This is a genomic window from Cupriavidus sp. WKF15 (assembly GCF_029278605.1).
In the GTDB taxonomy this organism is placed as follows: domain Bacteria; phylum Pseudomonadota; class Gammaproteobacteria; order Burkholderiales; family Burkholderiaceae; genus Cupriavidus.
In genome coordinates, this window is sequence record NZ_CP119573.1 from 994,710 (window position 1) to 1,014,082 (window position 19,373).

Consider the following 19,373-nt stretch of genomic DNA (forward strand, 5'->3'; position numbering starts at 1 on the left):
AAGATGAGCGTAGCGAAATTCGTCGCGGCCAACGGCCGTGAAGCCATGCGCAAGGTGCGCGAAGCCATGGGCCCCGACGCCGTGGTGCTGTCCAACCGCACCATCGATGGCGGCGTGGAGATCGTCGCCATGCGCGATACCGATCTCAGTGCCGCATCGGCCGGTGCGCAGGTCTACGTGGCCCCCGAGCCGGTTGTGGCAGCGGCTGAGCCGGCTGCCATCGGTGACCTGCGCGGCGAGCTGCAGTCCATGCGCGCGTTGCTCGAACGCCAGCTGGCGGGCCTGGCTCCGGCGGCCGCTACCGCAGCAGTGGCCGCGGGTGACCCGCTGCGCGAATCGCTGTTCGCGTGGATGGTCGGAGCTGGATTCTCGGCGCAGCTCGCGCGCACGCTGCTGGCGAGGTTGCCGGTGGGCTGCGACCGGCCGGCCGCCATGACATGGATTCGCGCCGAACTCGCCAGCAAGGTGCCTGTGCTCGGCAATGAAGACGCCTTGTTCGACCAGGGCGGCGTGCTAGCGCTGATCGGGCCTACCGGCGTGGGCAAGACCACCACCACGGCCAAGCTCGCGGCGCGCTACGTGCTGCGCCACGGCCCCGAGCGCCTGGCGCTGCTGACCACTGACAGCTTCCGTATCGGCGCGCATGAGCAGCTGCGCATCTACGGCGACATCCTGGGCGTGCCCGTGCACGCGGTGAAGGATGCCGCCGACCTGCGCTTCGCCCTCGCGGCGATGAAGGACAAGCACCTGGTGATCATCGATACCGTCGGCATGAGCCAGCGCGACCGCAACCTGTCCGAGCAGATTGCCATGCTCGCGGGCGTGCAGGCGCCGGTGCAGCGCGTGCTGCTGCTCAACGGCGCCAGCCACGGCGACACACTCAACGAAGTGGTGCATGCCTACCGCCATGACGCCATGCCGGAAGGCGGCGGCGTCGACGGCTGCATCATCAGCAAGCTGGATGAAGCCACGCACCTGGGCTCCGTGCTGGATGTGGTGATCCGCCACCGCTTGCCGGTGTTCTACGTATCCACCGGCCAGCGCGTGCCGGAACACCTCGAACTTGCGAATGGCGCCGCGATGGTCGAGCGCGCCTTTCTCACGCCGCGCCGCGGTTCCGTGTTCGCCGACGCCGACGCCGCGCGCAGGCAGGCAGGCGGCCTGGAGGACGCGCCGGCCCGCCAGGGCGGAGCCGACGACGTGCTGCGTTCGCTGACCGACAGCACGGACGCGCTGAGCCAGTGTGTAAGCGAGCTCAGCGCCGCGCAGCATGGCTTCGACCTGGCACGCCAGCTATGGCAGCAGCGCGCGGCCGATGCGCCCACGCTGCGACCGATGGCGCAGCAGGTGCGCGAGGCCGTCTGCCGCGACGTGAACCGCGAGTGCGACCAGTTCGTGCTGTCGCTGGCCGCCACGCTGCAGGTGCCGGTGCCCGGGCGCCGTGCGCCGCAGTCGATGCTGCATACGCTCTGGCTTGGCGATCGCACCGGCATGCCGCTGGCCGCGACGGTCACGCCTGCCGGCCGCGCCGGCCAGGCCATGGGTGAAGCGGACGCCGAGGCTGCCACGCTGCGCGCCACGCTTGGCGCGGCCCGGCCTGTGGTCCATCTCGTCGATGCGCTGCCGGCGGGTGCTACGCTGGCGCGCTGGCACCAGTCCGGCGAACGCTGGGTGGCCGCCGCGCGCAAGACCGCGCGTGTCCTCTGCGGCGGCTCGGCCTGGAAGCTGGATGCCCTGGCGGACACGCTGACGTTCCACGCCGTGGGCGAAGTCCCGGTGCGCGGCCGCGAAGCCGTGCAGTGGCTGGCAACGGCTGATGTGCGCGTGCCGGAAGGCCCCGTGCGCGGCCGCGGCGCGCCGGAAGGCGGCATCGATGCGCATCTCGTGATCGCGAGGACGGTCGACTACGCCTCGGGCGAGCTGCTCGAGACGCGCTACCTGCTGTGCGATCCGCAACTGTCGGGGCAGGCCGCTCATGTTGCGCGCTGGTCGCTGTGGGCTGACAGCGCTGAAGCCCAGCTCCGCACGCTGCGCCATGCGCTGGATCATTTTGCGCAAGATGGCGAAGGCGCCAGCGCTGCTGGTGGCGGCCTGGCCGCGCTCCAGCTCGGGCTGACCGCACTGCGCCTGGAACACTCGCCGACGGCCACCGCACCGGCCTTCCTGGCTCGCCTGGCAGGCCGGACTGGCACGCGTCAGCCGGGCAGTGCGGCGGTGGCCGGCCCGGTGCTGAACGAAGGCATGGGCCGGCTGCTGGCCTTGCTGGACGTGCTGGAGAACTATCCGGGGCGACAGTCTGTCGACACCGCCGTCACCCCTGACGCCGTCGACAACGCCGATGCCGGTGTTGCCGCCGGTTCCGCGGAACCGGTGGTGCCATCACAGGACGATGCGATGACCGGGCTGCCCCAGCTCATGGCTCCGGGAGTGCCGTCGTGAGTACGCTCGCGATGGACCAGGCGGAGAGCCTGCGACGCATGCTGGCGCCGCGCGTGATGCGCCGGATCGCCGTGGTGGGCAGCGAACAGGGTGCCGGCGCGACCACCATTGCATCGGGCCTGGCGCAGGCATTGGCGATGCAAGGCGAACGCGTGCTGCTCGTCGATGAAGCCACGGCAGGCCACGCCGTGCGGCTCTCTGGCGCGGAACCCGCCGGAACGCTCGCGGACGTGCAGGCGGGACGCCTGACGCTGGAGGCAGCGCTCGGCGTGCGCCCGGCCGGTGCTGTCGCGGTGCTGCCGGCTGGCCAGGCATTGCCGAACGGGGCCCAAACCATGGCTTCGCTGTCCGGCTTTCGCACTGTGCTGCTCGATGCCGCGACGGATGCCGATGGCGCGCTCTCGGCGCTGGCCGGTGCCGCACACAATGTGCTGGTGGTGATGCGCCCGGAGCTGGCCTCGATCACCGCGGCCTATGCCTGCATCAAACGCCTGCACCATCTGTACGCGTGCCGGCATTTTCACCTGATCGTCAACATGGTGGCCACCGAGGCCGCAGTGCAGGCGATTACCGGGAACCTGGCACGCACGGCGCGGCAATACCTGGGCGTCGAGATCAGCAGTGCTGGCTGGCTGCCGGCGGATCCGCTGGTGACCCGCAGCGTGCAGCTCGGGCGCTGCGTGGTCGAAGCCTACCCGGCCGCGCCAGCCACGACCGCGTTGCGCCGGGCCGCCAGTGGTGTCGGCGCATGGCCATTGCGCGCCGAGCCGGCCGCGCCGGCGGCACAAGCAGCCGTGGCGGCCTGACGTCATGACCGTTCGCAACAGACAACGCCCCTGACTCGCCGGCCCACCGCGCGGGCAGGCTTTGCAAGCAAGCATTCACGAGAATTCCACCATGTACACGATCCAGGGAAAGCTCGAACAGGCCGACGTGGTCAAGACCCACGCGCAGCTGGTGCGCCGCATCGCGCTGCAACTGGCCGCCAAGCTGCCGGCCAGCGTGCAGATCGATGACCTGATCCAGGCCGGCATGATCGGCCTGCTCGATGCTGCCAAGCGCTATGAGGACACGCATGGTGCGCGTTTCGAGACCTACGCCAGCCAGCGTATCCGCGGCGCCATGCTCGACGAGGTGCGTGCCAACGACTGGCAGTCGCGCAGCCTGCGCCAGTTCACGCGCCGCATCGAACGCACGCAGCGCGGCCTGGAACAGAAGCTGGGCCGCGCGCCGCTGGATTCGGAAGTTGCGCAGGAACTGGAGATGCCGCTGGGCGAATACCAGACCGTACTCAACGAGGTCTATGGCTGCCAGCTCCTGCACTATGAGGACTTCGAGCGCTCCGGCGAAGAGGACTTCCTCGACCGCCACCTTGGCGTCAGCGAAGACGGCAATCCGCTCACGCACTTGATGGAGAACGGCATGCGCGAAGCGCTGATCCGTGCCATCGACCGGCTGCCCGAGCGCGAAAAGCTCGTGCTGTCGCTGTGCTATGACCAGGAACTCAATTTGCGCGAGATCGGCGCGGTGCTCGAGGTGACCGAATCGCGCGTCTGCCAGATCCGCGGACAAGCCATCACACGCCTGCGCAACCAGTTGCGCGGGCTGCTCTGATGCGTAGCCAGGCGGCCATCGGGCGGGTTGTCATGCATGCCATGGCGGCCGCGCTGGCTGCGGTCGCCACCGATGCGCGGGCGGCACCCGAGGCCGGCACGCGGCATACCTGGAGTGCGTCGGTCAACGGACCGGCGCTGTATGGCCGTGGCCAGCGCACCGTTTCTCCTCCCATCCTGCCGAGCGGCAACCTGCCGCAAGCGGAGGGCGTCATCACCTCGGTACGCTGGCGCTACAGCTTTGTGGGGACACCTCCTGCGGACCTGCAGGCGTATCTTTGCAATGCCCAACGCTGCGTGATGCTGCCGCAGTCGGAGGGCCAGACCGATGCCTTCGATGGCGACGACGCGACGCAGGGCTTTGTGTTTGCTTTCCGGTTGCCCGGACAGGGTGCGGTAGCACCGGTACTGCAGGGCAAGAGCAATCAGGTGATCGTGGGATTCCGGTAGGAAAGACTGCCCTCTGGCCTTCCGGCAGTGCGACGGTTCGGCGGCGGGTACCACGCCGGCGCCGGTGTGACGCCCGGGCCCACATCACATTAGCCTCCTGCCCCAGCCCGGAATGTTCTGTTTCCATGCCTCCGATCATTCGGTAGCATGTCGCCATGCTGTCTCGTGACAGTGTTCACGGCTCTTCGTAGCCACTTCGTAGCCAATCTCTTCCGTCATGATCCCATCGGATCCTGCAGGGCGTTGCCTCCTGCCGGGAGGGCCCGGTCACTGGCTTCAGTCGGCAATGTGCTGCGGACACGGCTGAATGCATTGGAGGAAGAAATGGAAAGTCAAGTTGCCGACGTGCTGATCATCGGCGCCGGACCCGCGGGCTCCGTGGCGGCCGGGCTGCTGCGTCGCCAGGGTATTGGCGTGCTGGTGCTGGAGAAGGAAACCTTCCCGCGGTTTTCCATCGGCGAGAGCCTGCTGCCGCAGAGCATGGAATACATTGAGGCGGCCGGCATGCTGCAGGCCGTAGTGGAAGCCGGCTTCCAGTACAAGAACGGTGCCGCGTTCGCGCGCGGCGATCGTTATGTCGATTTCGATTTTCGCGACAAGTTTTCGCCCGGCTGGGGCACCACCTACCAGGTACAGAGGGCCGACTTCGACCACGTGCTGATCCGGGAAGCGCAGAAGCAGGGCGCCGAAGTCCGCTTCCGGCACCAGGTGACCGATGTGGATGTGTCGGGCGCGCAGCCGGTGGTGACCGCGCGCGATCCCGACGGCAACAGCTATCGCGTCACCAGCCGTTTCCTGCTGGATGCCTCGGGGTTCGGCCGTATCCTGCCACGGCTGCTGCAGCTTGAATCGCCGTCGGGCTTTCCGGTGCGCAGCGCCATCTTCACGCATGTCGAAGACCGCGTGATGCCAGGCACGTTCGACCGCAACAAGATCCGCGTCGGCATTCATCCGCGGCATGTCGACGTCTGGTACTGGACCATTCCGTTTTCGAACGGCCGCTGTTCGTTGGGCGTGGTTGCGGAGAAGGCTTTCCTCGACGGCTATGCAGGCAGTGACACGGAACGCCTGCAGGCGCTGGTGAACGAGGATCCGGCCCTGGCGGGCCTGCTGGCCAATGCGGTCTGGGATACGCCTGCGCGCCATATCGCGGGCTACGCGGCGAACGTGAAATCGTTGTGGGGCAAGGGCTATGCACTGCTCGGCAATGCGGGTGAATTCCTGGATCCGGTCTTTTCCTCGGGCGTGACCATTGCATTCAAGTCCGCAAGCCTGGCAGCCGGATGCATCGCACGCGAGTTCGCCGGAGAGACCGTGGACTGGGAGGCTGAATATGCGCGGATACTGAAGTCAGGCGTCGATTGCTTCCGTACGTTTGTCGATGCCTGGTACGCCGGGAGTTTCCAGAAGCTCGTCTTTCATCCCAATGCGACGCCCGAGGTGCGCCGCATGATCTCATCCGTGCTGGCCGGTTATGCGTGGGATCGCTCGAATCCGTTCGTCAGGGACCCGCAGCGAGGGCTCGGCGTGCTCGGGCAGTACTGCGACGACTGAACGCCGCCGGCTTCAGCCGCTGGCCAGGCTAACGCCGCCGACGCCGGCGGCTGCCTTGCCATTCTTGCCGTACAGCCCCGAATCGCCGCCGCTATGCTGGCGCAGCACGTTGATCGCTTCGCGCGTGTGGTCCAGATGCGCGGAAACAATCGCGCCATTGAGCTGGTTGCTGTCGCGCGCGCCGCGCGCGGCGAAGATCAGCTTGCGCCAGGCATCGCCAACTGCCGGGTCGATATGGCGGCCGAGCAACTGGCCCTGCGGGCCGGGGCGCAGTCCGAGCGCGCCCATCTGGGCTTCGCGCGCGGCAACCTGGCGCGAGAGTGCCTGACCCAACTCCACCTTGCGTGTGAGCAGCCCGCTCAGGGACTGGAAATCACCGCTCTTGAGGGCTTCGCGCTCTTCAGTGAGCAGTTGGCCGAACGCCGTGACGGCTTCGGTTTCTTTCTGCAGGCTCTGGATCAGGGGCTGGCTCATGGCTGGCGGGTATCAGTGGACGTCGCCCTGGCCCAGTTCGCGCAAGGTGGCGAGCAGGCCATCGGCGATCTTGCCCGGGTCGATCCTGATCCGGCCTTCGGCGATGGCCTGGCGGATCTCTTCGACCTTGGCGGTATCGATGTCGTCATCGGTTTCGTTGGCCAGGCGGCTGCCGATTTCACGGACCTGCGCGGCCAGCGGGCTCACGCTCACGCCGCTCGAGGTGGCGACGGGAGCACTCTGTCCGGCCTGCGGCCGCACAGTGCTGTCCGCAGCCGGGGCGTCGGCCGGCCTGGACGAGGTGGAGTGGTTGATCTTCACGGGCGTTCCTTGCTGGGTTCCATTGTCATTACGGACGCCTTGGCGAAATCTTTAGGGAAATCTCGCTACGACGGCAGGATTGGCACGCATTGTCGCACGCCGGCCAGCCCCGCATCCCAGTGTCCAGCGGTGCACTTTCAGCCGGTCACTGCAGGACGACGGTGTCGCCGCTGCGCACCAGGCCGCTCACGACTTGCCCATTGCGCAGGCGGATCTGCACCGAATTGCCAATGGCCGCATCGGCCAGTACCTTGCCTTCACTGGTGATCTGGAAGGCGTCGCCCTCCACTGCGACGGTGACCGTCTGCCCCGACTTCACGGCAATCGACTTCTTCAGCAGGTCGCTGCGCATCGGCGAGCCCGCCGCGATGCGGTTGGCGGTCACGGCGCCGACGACCTGGGCCGGATCGGTGATCACAGCCCGGGGCAGCGTGGACAGGTCGCCCTGGCGCACTTCCAGGTCCGCCGGCGTCACCGGCTCGCCGGGGCCTAGCGCGCGCACGGCGACGTAGTAGTCGGACAACACCGACACGCGTGCCTGCATATAGCGAATCCACGGCCGCTCACCACCGCAGCGCACGCCTACCGAGACGCGGCCCCACGGCGAAGTGCCCGGCGGCAGGAACGGGTCGGGCGATACGCACTCCGGCGCGCGACCGCCTGACGGCGGCTGTACCTGGACGCTGGCCTTGCCTGGCAGGCCGGCAGTCTGGCGCAGCAGGAACTGCTCGACCGATGCGCGCACCGGGTCTTCCGGGAATGGATTGGTCGCTTGTGCGGCGACCGGGTTGGCCTGTGCCGGCGCGGCCATGGGCGCGCCGGCCATGGCCGACAGGACGCCTCCTGCCAGCAGGGCCAGCGCCGGCCTGATGGCGGCGCGATCGATTTTCTTCATGTCTTCATCCCAGCAAGGACGATGTGCGGCAGTCACGCGCCGATTCAGCCGGACCCGCGGCCGCACGCAAGGAAACGGGTCCCATTGTAGGTAGGCGGCGCCAGGCAAGCCCTGCGAATTGCATGGATTTCCCGTCCTTATTCATCCGATTGGCGTGACAGGGGTGAACCTAAGATGCGATCCCTGAAGAAGGTCGCCCTTCGTCGTTTGCCTGAAGTTTGCTCCACACGGAGATGCTTACATGATTGACAGACTCGACGCGGCATTTCGCTTCCAGCAGGAAGCGCTGAGCCTGCGGACCCAGCGGCAGTCGGTGATTGCCTCCAACATCGCGCATGCCGATACCCCCGGCTACAAGGCTCGCGATTTCGACTTTTCGAGCACGCTGGCGCAGACCATGGAGCGCGGCCACCGTCCTGAAGGCGTGTCGTTGTCGACCACGTCGGTGCGCCACTTGCCGGCGCAGGCCCCCACCCGCGACGACGCCGATCTGGCCTACCGTATTCCGCTGCAGTCGAGCGTCGACGGCAACACCGTCGAAATGGATACCGAGCGTGTCGCCTTCGCCGACAACTCCGTGCACTTCGAGTCGAACCTGACCGTGGTGAGTTCCAAGATCAAGACCATGCTGGCCGCAATCCAGCAGTAAGCGCCGGAGAAACGCATGCCAGCAATGAACATCTTCGACGTCGCGGGTTCGGCCATGGCTGCGCAGTCGCAGCGCATGAACGTGACCGCGTCCAACCTGGCCAACGCCGACAGCGTGGTCAGCCCGGACGGCCAGGCCTACCGTGCCAAGCAGGTCATTTTCGGCATGGCGCCCACGCCGGGCCAGAGCGACGTGGGCGGCGTACAGGTGCGAGGCGTGATGGAAGACCCGTCTCCGCCGCGCATGGTGCACAACCCCACGCACCCAATGGCCAACGCCGACGGCTACGTGGTCATGCCCAATGTCAACCCGGTGGAGGAGATGGTCAACATGATCTCGGCCTCGCGTTCCTACCAGGCGAACGTAGAGGTGCTGAACAGCGCCAAGAACATGATGCTCAAGACGCTGACCATCGGCCAGTAACGACAACGGAACACTTCAACGCGACATGACTACTACCTCTTCGGTCAACGGCACCAGCAGCACCTCGAGCATCAACAGCACGCTCCAGAGCGGCAGCTCCAGCGCGGCGGATCTGCAGAACAACTTCCTCACGATGCTCGTGACGCAGATGAACAACCAGGATCCGCTCAATCCGATGGACAACTCGCAGCTGACCTCGCAGCTGGCGCAGATCTCCACCGTGAGCAGCATGCAGACCATGAACGCGACGCTGAACCAGCTGCTGAGCCAGGTCAGCGCCAGCCGCGCCATGGATTCCGCGGCCCTGATCGGCCGCACGGTGATGGTGCCTGGTTCGCACGTGTCGGTGAAGGACGGCGTAACGGGCCAGATTGGTGTCGACCTGCCTTCCACCGCCGACTCCGTCACGGTCAGCGTGCTGGACCAGGGCGGCAATGTGGTGCGCACCATCGACATGAAGGGGCAGGTTGCCGGTGTGCACGACATCACCTGGGACGGCAAGAACGATGCAGGCGCGCTGGTGGCCGACGGCGACTACACCTTCAAGGTCAGCGCCACGGCCAACGGCAGCTCGGTGCAGCCAGTTGCTCTGGTCTACGGCAAGGTCCAGAGCATCAGCGGCGATTCGTCCGGCGTGCTGGTCGACGTCGGCAATGGCCAGACCGCGGGCGTGAACGACGTCCGCCGCATTCTCTGATTTCGGGCGGTCCGCGCAGGCGCGCGGCCAGCGTAACGACACTTAGACATATAAAGGATCTACCATGGGTTTCGGTCAAGGTGTAAGCGGCCTTAACGCCGCCGCATCCAATCTGGACGTGATTGGCAACAATATCGCCAACGCCAACACGGTCGGCTACAAGCAGTCCTCCGCGCAGTTCGCAGACGTCTACGCCGGTACCAAGATCGGCCTGGGCACGCGCGTGAACTCGGTGGTGCAGTCGTTCAACCAGGGCAATATCGAGGCCACGGGCCGCTCGCTCGACGTGGCTATCACCAGCGGCAGCGGCTTCTTCCGCCTGACCAACTCGGACGGCTCGGTCTACTACTCGCGCAATGGCCAGTTCCAGCGCCAGGACGACGGCCGCCTGACCAATATGCAGGGCCTGCAGGTCACCGGCTACCCGGCGGGCGTGACCCCGGGCGGCGGCGTGCAGCCGCAGCCCCTGGTGATCAGCAATGCGCAGATGAACCCGCGCGCCACTTCGACCATTACCTCGCAGTTCCAGCTGGACTCGCGTCTTTCGCCGCCGACAAACGCGTTCGCGACGACGCCCGCCAACCCCGCCGCGACGCCTCCGACAGCAGCGGTGATGCCGACCAGCGACATGTTCAACTACAGCACGGCAATGAACGTCTACGACTCGCTGGGGAACAAGCAGCAGGTAACAGCGTATTTTGCCAAGGTCGCGAACGGCGCCGTCACTAATCCGGGACCTCCTCCTGTGACTGCGCCGGCTGTAGCCGGTGGCACTGACTGGCAGATGTACATGGTCGACACGAGCGGCAATGTCTTGAGCGGCTCGCCGGTCACGCTGTCGTTTGACAGCGCGGGGGCCCTGAAGTCACCCGCTGCCGGCGCAACCAGCATCACCATGCCGGCAGGAACCGGCGCCACGACGGGGCTGCAGGCCAAGATCGATTTCACGGGCACTACGCAATATGGCTCCGACAATGACGTCAAGCAGCTGAGCCAGAATGGCTACACCTCGGGCAGCCTGCTGGGCTACTCGGTGAACGCCGACGGCAGCATTACCGGCAACTACTCGAACGAGCAGACCCAGTCGCTGGGCACCATCGCACTGGCCGCCTTCGGCAACGTGGAAGGCCTCAAGCCCGAGGGGGACAACGTGTGGTCGGCCACCAACGCATCGGGCCAGGCCCTGCTGGGCGTTGCGGGCGGCAGCCTGGGCACGCTGCGCTCCAATGCCGTGGAAGCTTCCAACGTCGACCTGTCGGGACAGCTGGTCAACCTGATCGTCGCGCAGCGCAACTACCAGGCCAACGCGCAGACCATCAAGGCGCAGGACACGATCATGCAGACGCTGGTCAATCTATAACTCCGACTGCCTGAGCTGAATCGCTGCCATGGACCGCATGATCTACACCGCCCTGTCGGGCGCCAAGCAGATTCTCGACCAGCAAGCCGCCGTGTCGAACAATCTGGCCAACGTCTCGACGCCGGCATTCCGCGCGCAGATCAATATGTACCGCGCAGTGCCGGTTGTTGGGCAGGAATCGCCCACGCGCGCCTTCACGCTGACGTCGACGCCCGGCGCCGACATGCGCGCGGGGCCGCTGACCTATACCGGGCGCCCGCTGGATGTCGCCCTGCAGGGCAACGGCTGGCTGGCGGTACAGGCGCGCGACGGCAGCGAAGCCTATACCCGCGCGGGCTCGCTGCAGGTCGCGCAGGACGGGCAGGTGCAGACCAGCAACGGCCTGCCGGTCATGGGCGACGGCGGCCCGCTGTCGGTGCCGCCGGGTTCCCAGGTCACCATCGGCAGCGACGGCACCATCACCGCGCGTGGCCCGGGCGAGGCCTCCGCGGGCCTGGCGCAAGTCGGCAAGCTGCGTGTGGTGAATCCGCCGGCGGACTCGATCGCGCGCGGCGATGACGGCTTGTTCCGCCTGCGGCCGGGCGCGCAGCCGCTGGAGGCCGATCCGACCGTGCGCGTGGTATCGGGCGCGCTGGAAGGCAGCAACGTCAATCCGACCGAAGCCATGGTCGACATGATCGCCAATGCCCGCCGCTTCGAGATGCAGATGAAGATGATCACCGGCGCCGACACCAACGACCAGCGCGCCAACCAGTTGCTCTCGACCAACTGAAGCGGCCGCGCCGCCCACCCGTGAACATATGACGCGCCGTTGCCCGCGGCGCCACGCAGGACACCAAGGAACAACATGATCCGCTCTCTCTGGATTGCCAAGACCGGCCTCGATGCGCAGCAGACGCAGATGGACGTGATCTCGAACAACCTCGCCAACGTCTCCACCACCGGCTTCAAGCGCGGGCGCGCGGTGTTCGAGGACCTGATGTACCAGAACATCCGCCAGCCCGGCGCCCTTTCATCGGATCAGACCACGCTGCCTTCTGGCCTGCAGCTGGGCACGGGCGTGCGCCCGGTCGCGACGGAACGCATCCACACCCAGGGCAATCCGCAGCAAACCGGCAATGCGAAGGACGTGGCCATCATCGGCCAGGGCTTCTTCCAGGTGGCGATGCCTGACGGTACCACGGCCTACACCCGCGACGGCTCGTTCCAGGTGGACCAGAACGGCCAGATGGTGACAGCCAGCGGCTTCGTGATCCAGCCGGCCATCACGATTCCGGCCAATGCCACGTCAATGACCATTGGTCGCGACGGTACAGTGTCCGTGACCCAGCCGGGCTCGAGCAACAACGTACAGGTTGGCCAGCTCCAGCTCGCGACCTTCATGAACCCCGCGGGTCTGGAAAGCATGGGCGAGAACCTGTATGTGCAGACCGATGCCTCCGGTGCGCCGAACACCACCGTGCCAGGCCTGAACGGCTCGGGCACGCTGCAGCAGAACTACGTGGAAGCTTCCAACGTCAATGTCGTGGAAGAGCTGGTCAGCATGATCCAGACCCAGCGCGCCTACGAGATCAACAGCAAGGCCGTGCAGACATCCGACCAGATGCTGCAGCGCCTGACGCAGATGGGCTGACGGAGGTACCATGGCCAACATGCTTTCCCGCCTGGGCGCGCGCGTTCTGTATTGCCTGGCCGGCCTGGCATTGCTGGCCAGCGGCGGCTGCGCGCTGATGCCGCGCGAGCCGCTCGTGCAGTTGCCGACCACCGCGCGCGCCGAACCGCGCCCGATGGGTCCGGCAACCGGATCGATCTTCGCGTCCTCTTATGCCGGCAACCCGCTGTTCGAGGACCGCAGGCCGCGCAATGTGGGCGATATCCTGACGATCGTCATCACCGAGAACGTCAACGCCACCAAGAATTCGGGCAGCAATGCGAGCCGCACCGGCAGTACCTCGCTGGCATTCGACGCCGTGCCCAAGGCGCTGGCCGGCTTGTTCAGCAGCAGCTCGAACGCGAGCATCAATGGTGCCAACGCGCTGAAGGCCAGCGGCGGCGCCAGCGCGGCCAACACCTTCAACGGCACCATCACCGTGACCGTGCTGGAGGTGCTGCCCAACGGCAATCTGGTGGTGTCCGGCGAAAAGCAGCTCGCCATCAACCAGGGCGCGGAATTCATTCGCTTCTCGGGCGTGGTCAACCCACGCACCATCACCGGCGACAACGGTGTGCTGTCTACCCAGGTGGCCGATGCCCGCATCGAGTACACCGCCAAGGGTTACATCGACGAAGCACAGAACATGGGCTGGCTGCAGCGCTTCTTCCTCAATGTCTCTCCGTTCTGATCCGTCCATGTCCGCTCCGATGCTTGCCCGTTTCCTGTCGAGCCTGCTCAAGGCCAGCGTCACTGCGCTGGCCGTGGTGGTGGCGTTCGGCTTTGCCGCCAACTTTGCCCGTGCGGAACGCCTGAAGAACCTGGCGACGTTCCAGGGCGTGCGCGACAACCCGCTGGTGGGCTACGGCCTGGTGGTCGGCCTGGACAATACCGGCGACCAGACCATGCAGACGCCGTTCACCACGCAGAGCCTGACCAACATGCTCTCGCAGCTCGGCATCACGCTGCCGGCCGGCAAGAACATGCAGCTCAAGAACGTGGCGGCGGTCATGGTGACGGCCACGCTGCCGGCCTTTGCCCAGCCGGGCAGCCAGCTCGACATCGTGGTGTCGTCAATGGGCAATGCCAAGAGCCTGCGCGGCGGTACGTTGCTGATGACGCCGCTCAAGGGCGCGGACGGGCAGGTCTATGCCATTGCGCAGGGCAATATGCTGGTCGGTGGCGCCGGTGCGTCGGCCAACGGCAGCAAGGTGCAGGTCAACCAGCTGGCGGTCGGCCGCATCGCCAATGGCGCGATTGTCGAGCGTGCCGTCGCGGCATTCCAGCCAGACGGCGGCATCATCAACCTCGAACTCAAGGACACGGATTTCGGCACGGCCGAGCGCGTGGTGGAGGCCATCAACCGCTCCATGGGCGGCGGCGTCGCCGCCGCGCTGGACGGGCGAGTGGTGCAGGTGCGCGCACCGGCGTCGCCCGCGGCGCGCGTGGGCTTCCTGGCCCGCATCGAGAGCATCGACGTCACCCCGGCCAAGGCCGCGGCCAAGGTCATCCTGAACGCCCGCACCGGTTCCATCGTGATGAACCAGGCCGTGACCGTGGAAGACTGCGCCGTGGCCCATGGCAATCTCTCGGTGGTGATCAACACCCAGCCGGTCATCAGCCAGCCCGCGCCGTTCAGTAACGGCCAGACCGTGGTGGCACCGGTGTCGCAGATCGACATGAAACAGCAGGGAGGATCGCTGCAGATCGTGAAGGCCGGTGCTTCGCTGGCGGCCGTGGTCAAGGGCCTGAACGCGCTGGGCGCGACGCCCGCGGATCTGCAGACCATCCTGGAGGCGATGCGCGCCGCCGGAGCGCTGCGCGCCGAGCTGGAGATCATCTGATGGACAGCGGCATCTCCGCGCAGGCGGACCTTTCGCAGCGCTTCGCGCTCGACACGCAGGGTTTCGAGGCGCTCAAGCAGAGCGCGCGCAATGGCTCCGACACGACTACGCTGCGCGCGGCAGCCAAGCAGTTCGAAGCGGTGTTCACGCAGATGGTGCTCAAGAGCATGCGCGACGCCACGCCGCAGGACGGCGTGTTCGACAGCGAACAGGGCAAGCTCTACATGTCGATGCTGGACCAGCAGCTGGCGCAACAAATGTCCTCGCGCGGCATTGGGCTGGCTGAGGTGATGGTCCGGCAACTGGCGCGAGCCACCGGCGCGCAGGTTCCGCAGGGCATGATCGGTGCCAACGCGGCACCGGGTGCAACGGGCACTGCCGCGGCCGACGCCGAGATGGCGCAACTGCTGGACAGCCGCGGCGCAGGCGCCGCCGCAGCGGATGGCGATGTGCCCGCGATTGGCACCGTGGTGCCGGGCACGAGCTGGAATCCCATGGCCGGCCTGCGTCAGTACCGCTCGCAAGGTGATGACGGACAGGGCCAGGGGCAGGGCGAAAGCGGCATCGGGCCCTTGCCTGACGATGCGCCGGCCCACGTCACCGCCTTCGTCGCGCGCATGTCGGGCCCCGCCGAAGCGGCATCGCGCGCCAGTGGCGTGCCGGCGCGGCTGATCGTAGGCCAGGCTGCACTGGAATCCGGCTGGGGCCGGCGCGAGATCGCGCACCCGGACGGCAGCACGACGTTCAACGTCTTTGGCATCAAGGCCGGGGCGAACTGGAAGGGCCGCGTGGCCGAAGTCACGACCACCGAGTATGTCGACGGCCAGCCGCAGAAGGTGCGTGCGCGCTTCCGCGCCTATGGCTCGTACGAAGAAGCCTGCGCCGACTACGCGCGCTTGCTGACCAACAATCCGCGTTACTCGGCGGTGGTGTCGGCAGGCTCGGCCGATGAAGCGGCCCATGGCCTGCAGCGTGCGGGCTACGCCACCGATCCGGCTTACGGGCAAAAGCTCGTGCAGATCATGAAGAAGGTGTCGGCATAAGTCCGTCGCGGGGACGCCATCAGGCCGCTATCCGCCTGGCGTCCGGATGGTCCTAAAGTCTCCCGCCCGGATTGCCGATAACTAGCACATTCCCTGCCGCCGTGCCGATGTGCCGGAGGCATCCAACAGCATCCGGGGTCAGAGCAACATGTCTCTCTTCAGCATTGGTCTTTCCGGCCTGAACACGGCGCAGAACGCGCTGACGACGACCAGCCACAACTTTGCCAACTCGGCCACTGAAGGTTACACGCGGCAGAACACCATCGTGGCATCGTCGGGCGGCCAGTACACCAGCCAGGGCTTTTTTGGCATGGGGTCGAATACCACCACGGTGATGCGCGTCTATGACGAGTTCCTGACCGGCCAGCTGCGCGGCGCGCAGTCGGCCAGTTCGTCGCTGTCGACCTATTCCGACCAGATCAGCCAGATCGACAACCTGCTGGCAGACCAGAAGGGCGGCCTCGCGCCGCTGATGCAGAAGTATTTCGCCGCGGTGCAGGCCGTGGCCGACACCCCCGCGGATCCGGCGGCACGCCAGGGCATGCTGTCGGCCGGCCAGGCACTGGTGGGCCAGATGCGCGCGGCCAGCAATTACTTCGATCAGCTGCAATCGGGCGTAAACACGCAGGTCGGCTCCGCTGTCGATCAGATCAATGCCTATACCAGGCAGATCGCCAACGTCAACGGGGAAATCACCAAGCTCAAGGCAGCATCCGGCGGCCAGCCGCCCAACGACCTGCTGGATCAGCGCGACCAGGCCGTGGCCGAGCTGACCAAGCTGGTCGGCGCCAAGGTAGTGGTGCAGGACGGCGGTACCTACAACGTATTCGTCGGCAACGGCCAGCCGCTGGTGATGGGCACGGATTCCTACGGCCTGAAGGCGATTGCCTCGGCGGCCGATCCGAACCGTACGGTGGTTGGCTACACCCTCCCCAACGGCGCGGTGTATGAAAGCGAGGCCGGTACCATCACCGGTGGTTCACTGGGCGGGCTGCTGCAGTTCCGGACCGAAACGCTGGACTCGGCACAGAATGCTATCGGACGTCTGTCGCTGGCGATCGGCCAGTCCTTCAATGACCAGCACAAGCTGGGCATGGACCTGAACGGCGACATCGGCACGGACATGTTCAAGCTGGGCTCTGCAACCACGCTGCCCAATGCCAACAACACCGGCAGCGCGCAGGCGCAGGCCAGCATTCTCGACACCTCGCAGCTGACCACCAGCGACTACACGCTGAAGTTCGACGGCACCAACTACACCATCACGCGCCTGTCGGACAAGCAGGTCACGACGTCGGCGACCATGCCGGTCACGGTGGATGGTTTTACCGTGCAGCTGACCGGTACCATGAACCCGAACGATTCGTTCGTGATCCAGCCGACCCGCAATGCGGCAGCCGGATTCGACATGGCGATCACCGACCCCGCCAAGATCGCGGCGGCATCGCCCGCACGTGCCGACGCCGCCAGCACGAACATTGGTACCGGCAAGGCGTCGCTGAGCAAGGTCTCATCGCCTTTCAGTCTGCCGGCCAGCCCGATTACTGCTACCTACGTCGGTCCCGGCTATACGTTCAGTGACGCCTCTGGTCCGGTCACGCCGAGCAGCACGGTCGTCAATGGCTCGAACACTGAGTACACGATCAATGGCCTGACCTTCAGCTTCGGCGGCACGCCAAATGCCAACGACAAGTTCACGCTGTCGGCGAACACTGGCGCAGCGTCCAACAATGGCAACGCGCTGGCGCTGGCCAAGCTGCAGAACGCCAAGACCATCGGCGGCGGCGTGTCGAGCTTCAACGATGCCTACGCCCAGCTGGTCAATGACGTCGGCACGCGCGCCAAGTCCGTGCAGATCGCCTCCACCTCGCAGGACAGCATCACATCGCAGATTCGCACGGCGCAGCAATCGGTGTCGGGGGTGAACATGGATGAAGAAACGGTTTCCATGCTCAAGTTCCAGCAGCTCTACCAGGCCAACGCCCGGGTGATCCAGACGGCCAGCACGCTGTTCGACACCATCATCGGCATTGGCCGGTAAGCGGACCAGATCAAGAATTCGAGAAGGAACAGACAATGCGCGTCGCAAGCTCCACGCTCTACCAGCAAGGCCTGGCCTCGATGAACATGCAGCAGTCGTCGCTGCTTCACATCCAGCAACAGCTCGGCACTGGCCGCAAGGTACTTAACCCCTCCGACGATCCGGTTGCCGCTACGCGCGCGCTGACCACTTCGCAAGCCAGTGCGGTCAACGGCCAGTACGCCACCTCGCGCAAGCAGGCCAATATTGCGCTGGGCATGGGGGAAAACACGCTTTCCACCGTGACCACGGTGACGCAGAACATCCAGACGCTGCTGGTGCAGGCGGGCGACGGTACGCTCAGCGACGTGGATCGCGCCTCTCTGGCCACTGCACTGCAGGGCCAGTATGACCAGCTGCTGGGCCTGGCCAATGCCGATGACGGCAATGGCCAGTACCTGTTTGGCGGCACCATGTCGGGCTCGCCGCCGTTCGTTCAGGGTGGCGGCGGCGTCCAGTATGTCGGCAATACCGAGCAGCAGCAGTTCCAGGTAGACGTGGCTCGCCAGATGCCGGCCGGCAGCAACGGTCGTGCAGTGTTCCAGAGCGTGCAGGGCTCGGCCGGTTATGTGCTCAAGGGCAGCGGCAATACGAATACCGGCACTGCCAATACCGGCAACGCCACCTACGGCCAGGTATCCACGACCGACCCGACCAATCCGCTTTACGGTACCGCGCTCACGCTGTCGTTCGACGATAGCAGCGGCACGATGCAGTACACCATCAAGGACGCCTCCGGGACCGCGGTGGGCGGTACGCCGCTGAACTATAGCGAGCCCGCACAGATCGCCGTTGCCGGCATCACGTTCACGGTCAAGGGGACGCCGCAGAGCGGCGATACCATCTCCATGCAGCCGGCGAGCCAGGCTGGCACCGACATGTTCGCCAACCTGAAGTCGGTGATCGACGCCCTGAGCAAGCCGACGCCCGCCGCGGCCGATTCTGCCAACCTGTCGAATACCATTGCCACCGGCATCCGCCAGTTCTCCAATTCGCTGGACAATGTGCTGACCGTGCGTGCGTCGGTTGGCTCGCGCATGCAGGAGCTGGATGCGCTGGACACGATTGGCACCAACCGGGACCTGTCGTATTCCGCGACCCTGTCAAGCGTTCAAGACCTGGACTATGCTGCAGCGATCACTGAATACTACCAGCGCCAGACTGCGCTGCAGGGTGCGCAGCAGTCGTTCATGCAGATTCAGGGGATGAATTTGTTCAAGTATCTGTAAGTCGGGAGCGGGGCGGGGAATCTGATGCACGGACAATAAAGTCGTAGAAACCGCGACAATAAAGTCTGAGATCCGGCTGTCAGAAAAGCTCGGTTTTGCTTGCCCCTACTCGGTTTGATGACTTTATTGTCAGCGGATACATCACTTTGGTTCATCACAAGTGCCCTTTGCCTCGTGAGCCTGATGCCAGCAGGGATATTCTGACGGCTCGAAAGGGTGCTCCGGCTGGCGTCGGCTCTTGTTGACGGTACTGAAAGCAGGGGGCCGGTGGCCGTCGGTATCCGACCCTTCTCTGTCATAGGACTTGGGGAATGAGGGTGACCATTACGTAGGCCGCGGCAACCACCAGCATGGCCCCAGCAAAGGCCGAGTAGTACTTAGCCCCATGGTGCGGCGGATGGGAGTGAAAGTGATGAACAATATGCTTCATTTGCATTCTCCCTGACCAAATTGCACACGATTGGAGCGTAGCCCCGCTATGGCAACTGACCAAGCAACCCTCATACCATCTGTTGCCTACTCGCCCGATTTAACCGCCGGAGAAGACATGCACCTAAGCGCTGCCGTACCAGCCCAAAGCTTTCAATGATCTGGTAGAGGCCGTACCCGGCCGGATCTGACTTCGACCCTCCGTCAGGCCGCCCGTCTAAG

20 protein-coding genes are annotated in these 19,373 nt (G+C 65.7%); 16 read left to right on the forward strand and 4 right to left on the reverse strand.

Annotated features, from left to right (window positions below; all coding sequences use genetic code 11):
* Positions 1–3: 3 nt before the first annotated feature.
* The 5 genes from flhF to CupriaWKF_RS21900 all read left to right on the forward strand — a co-directional run bounded on the left by flhF (position 4) and on the right by CupriaWKF_RS21900 (position 6,056).
* On the forward strand, positions 4–2,439 hold the full coding sequence (flhF, locus tag CupriaWKF_RS21880) for a flagellar biosynthesis protein FlhF (RefSeq protein WP_276102841.1): 2,436 nt from the start codon (positions 4–6) through the stop codon (positions 2,437–2,439).
* Positions 2,440–2,450: 11 nt separating this feature from the next.
* On the forward strand, positions 2,451–3,245 hold the full coding sequence (locus tag CupriaWKF_RS21885) for a cellulose synthase operon protein YhjQ/BcsQ (RefSeq protein ID WP_276103157.1): 795 nt from the start codon (positions 2,451–2,453) through the stop codon (positions 3,243–3,245).
* 91 nt (positions 3,246–3,336) lie between these two features.
* A complete protein-coding gene (locus tag CupriaWKF_RS21890; RefSeq protein ID WP_276102842.1) occupies positions 3,337–4,053 on the forward strand; it encodes an RNA polymerase sigma factor FliA in 717 nt (238 codons plus the stop codon).
* A 41-nt stretch (positions 4,054–4,094) separates the two neighbouring features.
* Positions 4,095–4,502 carry a flagellar protein FlhE gene (locus tag CupriaWKF_RS21895; RefSeq protein WP_276103158.1) on the forward strand — a complete coding sequence of 136 codons (408 nt, stop codon included), beginning with the start codon at positions 4,095–4,097 and terminating at the stop codon, positions 4,500–4,502.
* A 324-nt stretch (positions 4,503–4,826) separates the two neighbouring features.
* On the forward strand, positions 4,827–6,056 hold the full coding sequence (locus CupriaWKF_RS21900) for an NAD(P)/FAD-dependent oxidoreductase (protein ID WP_276102843.1): 1,230 nt from the start codon (positions 4,827–4,829) through the stop codon (positions 6,054–6,056).
* Positions 6,057–6,068: 12 nt separating this feature from the next.
* Here CupriaWKF_RS21900 and CupriaWKF_RS21905 read toward each other — a convergent pair whose 3' ends face one another.
* The 3 genes from CupriaWKF_RS21905 to flgA form a co-directional block, all read right to left on the reverse strand.
* Entirely contained in the window at positions 6,069–6,530 is a 462-nt protein-coding gene (locus CupriaWKF_RS21905) for a flagellar protein FlgN (protein ID WP_276102844.1), read from the reverse strand.
* A 12-nt stretch (positions 6,531–6,542) separates the two neighbouring features.
* Entirely contained in the window at positions 6,543–6,851 is a 309-nt protein-coding gene (gene flgM / locus CupriaWKF_RS21910; RefSeq protein ID WP_276102845.1) for a flagellar biosynthesis anti-sigma factor FlgM, read from the reverse strand.
* A gap of 145 nt (positions 6,852–6,996) precedes the next feature.
* On the reverse strand, positions 6,997–7,746 hold the full coding sequence (gene flgA, locus CupriaWKF_RS21915; RefSeq protein ID WP_276102846.1) for a flagellar basal body P-ring formation chaperone FlgA: 750 nt from the start codon (positions 7,744–7,746) through the stop codon (positions 6,997–6,999).
* A gap of 241 nt (positions 7,747–7,987) precedes the next feature.
* Here flgA and flgB point away from each other — a divergent pair, with 241 nt between their 5' ends.
* The 11 genes from flgB (at position 7,988) to flgL (ending at position 18,722) form a co-directional block, all read left to right on the forward strand.
* Positions 7,988–8,395, forward strand: coding sequence for a flagellar basal body rod protein FlgB (gene flgB, locus CupriaWKF_RS21920; protein ID WP_276102847.1), 408 nt, complete (start codon positions 7,988–7,990; stop codon positions 8,393–8,395).
* 15 nt (positions 8,396–8,410) lie between these two features.
* Entirely contained in the window at positions 8,411–8,818 is a 408-nt protein-coding gene (gene flgC / locus CupriaWKF_RS21925) for a flagellar basal body rod protein FlgC (RefSeq protein ID WP_276102848.1), read from the forward strand.
* 25 nt (positions 8,819–8,843) lie between these two features.
* Positions 8,844–9,515, forward strand: coding sequence for a flagellar hook assembly protein FlgD (locus CupriaWKF_RS21930; protein WP_276102849.1), 672 nt, complete (start codon positions 8,844–8,846; stop codon positions 9,513–9,515).
* 64 nt (positions 9,516–9,579) lie between these two features.
* Positions 9,580–10,875 (forward strand): flagellar hook protein FlgE, encoded by a 1,296-nt coding sequence (gene flgE, locus CupriaWKF_RS21935; RefSeq protein ID WP_276102850.1) that lies wholly within the window; start codon positions 9,580–9,582, stop codon positions 10,873–10,875.
* 28 nt (positions 10,876–10,903) lie between these two features.
* The gene (gene flgF, locus CupriaWKF_RS21940; protein ID WP_276102851.1) at positions 10,904–11,647 is read left to right on the forward strand and encodes a flagellar basal-body rod protein FlgF; all 744 of its coding nucleotides are present in this window, start codon (positions 10,904–10,906) and stop codon (positions 11,645–11,647) included.
* A 75-nt stretch (positions 11,648–11,722) separates the two neighbouring features.
* Positions 11,723–12,508: a flagellar basal-body rod protein FlgG gene (flgG, locus tag CupriaWKF_RS21945; protein WP_276102852.1), complete on the forward strand. Its 786-nt coding sequence runs from the start codon at positions 11,723–11,725 to the stop codon at positions 12,506–12,508.
* A gap of 10 nt (positions 12,509–12,518) precedes the next feature.
* Entirely contained in the window at positions 12,519–13,217 is a 699-nt protein-coding gene (flgH, locus tag CupriaWKF_RS21950; protein WP_276102853.1) for a flagellar basal body L-ring protein FlgH, read from the forward strand.
* Positions 13,201–14,370: a flagellar basal body P-ring protein FlgI gene (locus CupriaWKF_RS21955; RefSeq protein WP_276102854.1), complete on the forward strand. Its 1,170-nt coding sequence runs from the start codon at positions 13,201–13,203 to the stop codon at positions 14,368–14,370. Before flgH ends, CupriaWKF_RS21955 begins: the two co-directional genes overlap by 17 nt.
* A complete protein-coding gene (gene flgJ / locus CupriaWKF_RS21960; RefSeq protein ID WP_276102855.1) occupies positions 14,370–15,413 on the forward strand; it encodes a flagellar assembly peptidoglycan hydrolase FlgJ in 1,044 nt (347 codons plus the stop codon). The genes CupriaWKF_RS21955 and flgJ overlap by 1 nt, the downstream gene beginning before the upstream one ends.
* A 148-nt stretch (positions 15,414–15,561) precedes the next feature.
* Positions 15,562–17,454, forward strand: coding sequence for a flagellar hook-associated protein FlgK (flgK, locus tag CupriaWKF_RS21965; protein ID WP_276102856.1), 1,893 nt, complete (start codon positions 15,562–15,564; stop codon positions 17,452–17,454).
* Between the two features lie 35 nt (positions 17,455–17,489).
* Complete coding sequence (gene flgL, locus CupriaWKF_RS21970) at positions 17,490–18,722, forward strand: flagellar hook-associated protein FlgL (protein ID WP_276102857.1); 1,233 nt, start codon at positions 17,490–17,492, stop codon at positions 18,720–18,722.
* Between the two features lie 295 nt (positions 18,723–19,017).
* Here flgL and CupriaWKF_RS21975 read toward each other — a convergent pair whose 3' ends face one another.
* Positions 19,018–19,152 (reverse strand): hypothetical protein, encoded by a 135-nt coding sequence (locus CupriaWKF_RS21975; protein ID WP_276102858.1) that lies wholly within the window; start codon positions 19,150–19,152, stop codon positions 19,018–19,020.
* Positions 19,153–19,373 lie beyond the last annotated feature (221 nt).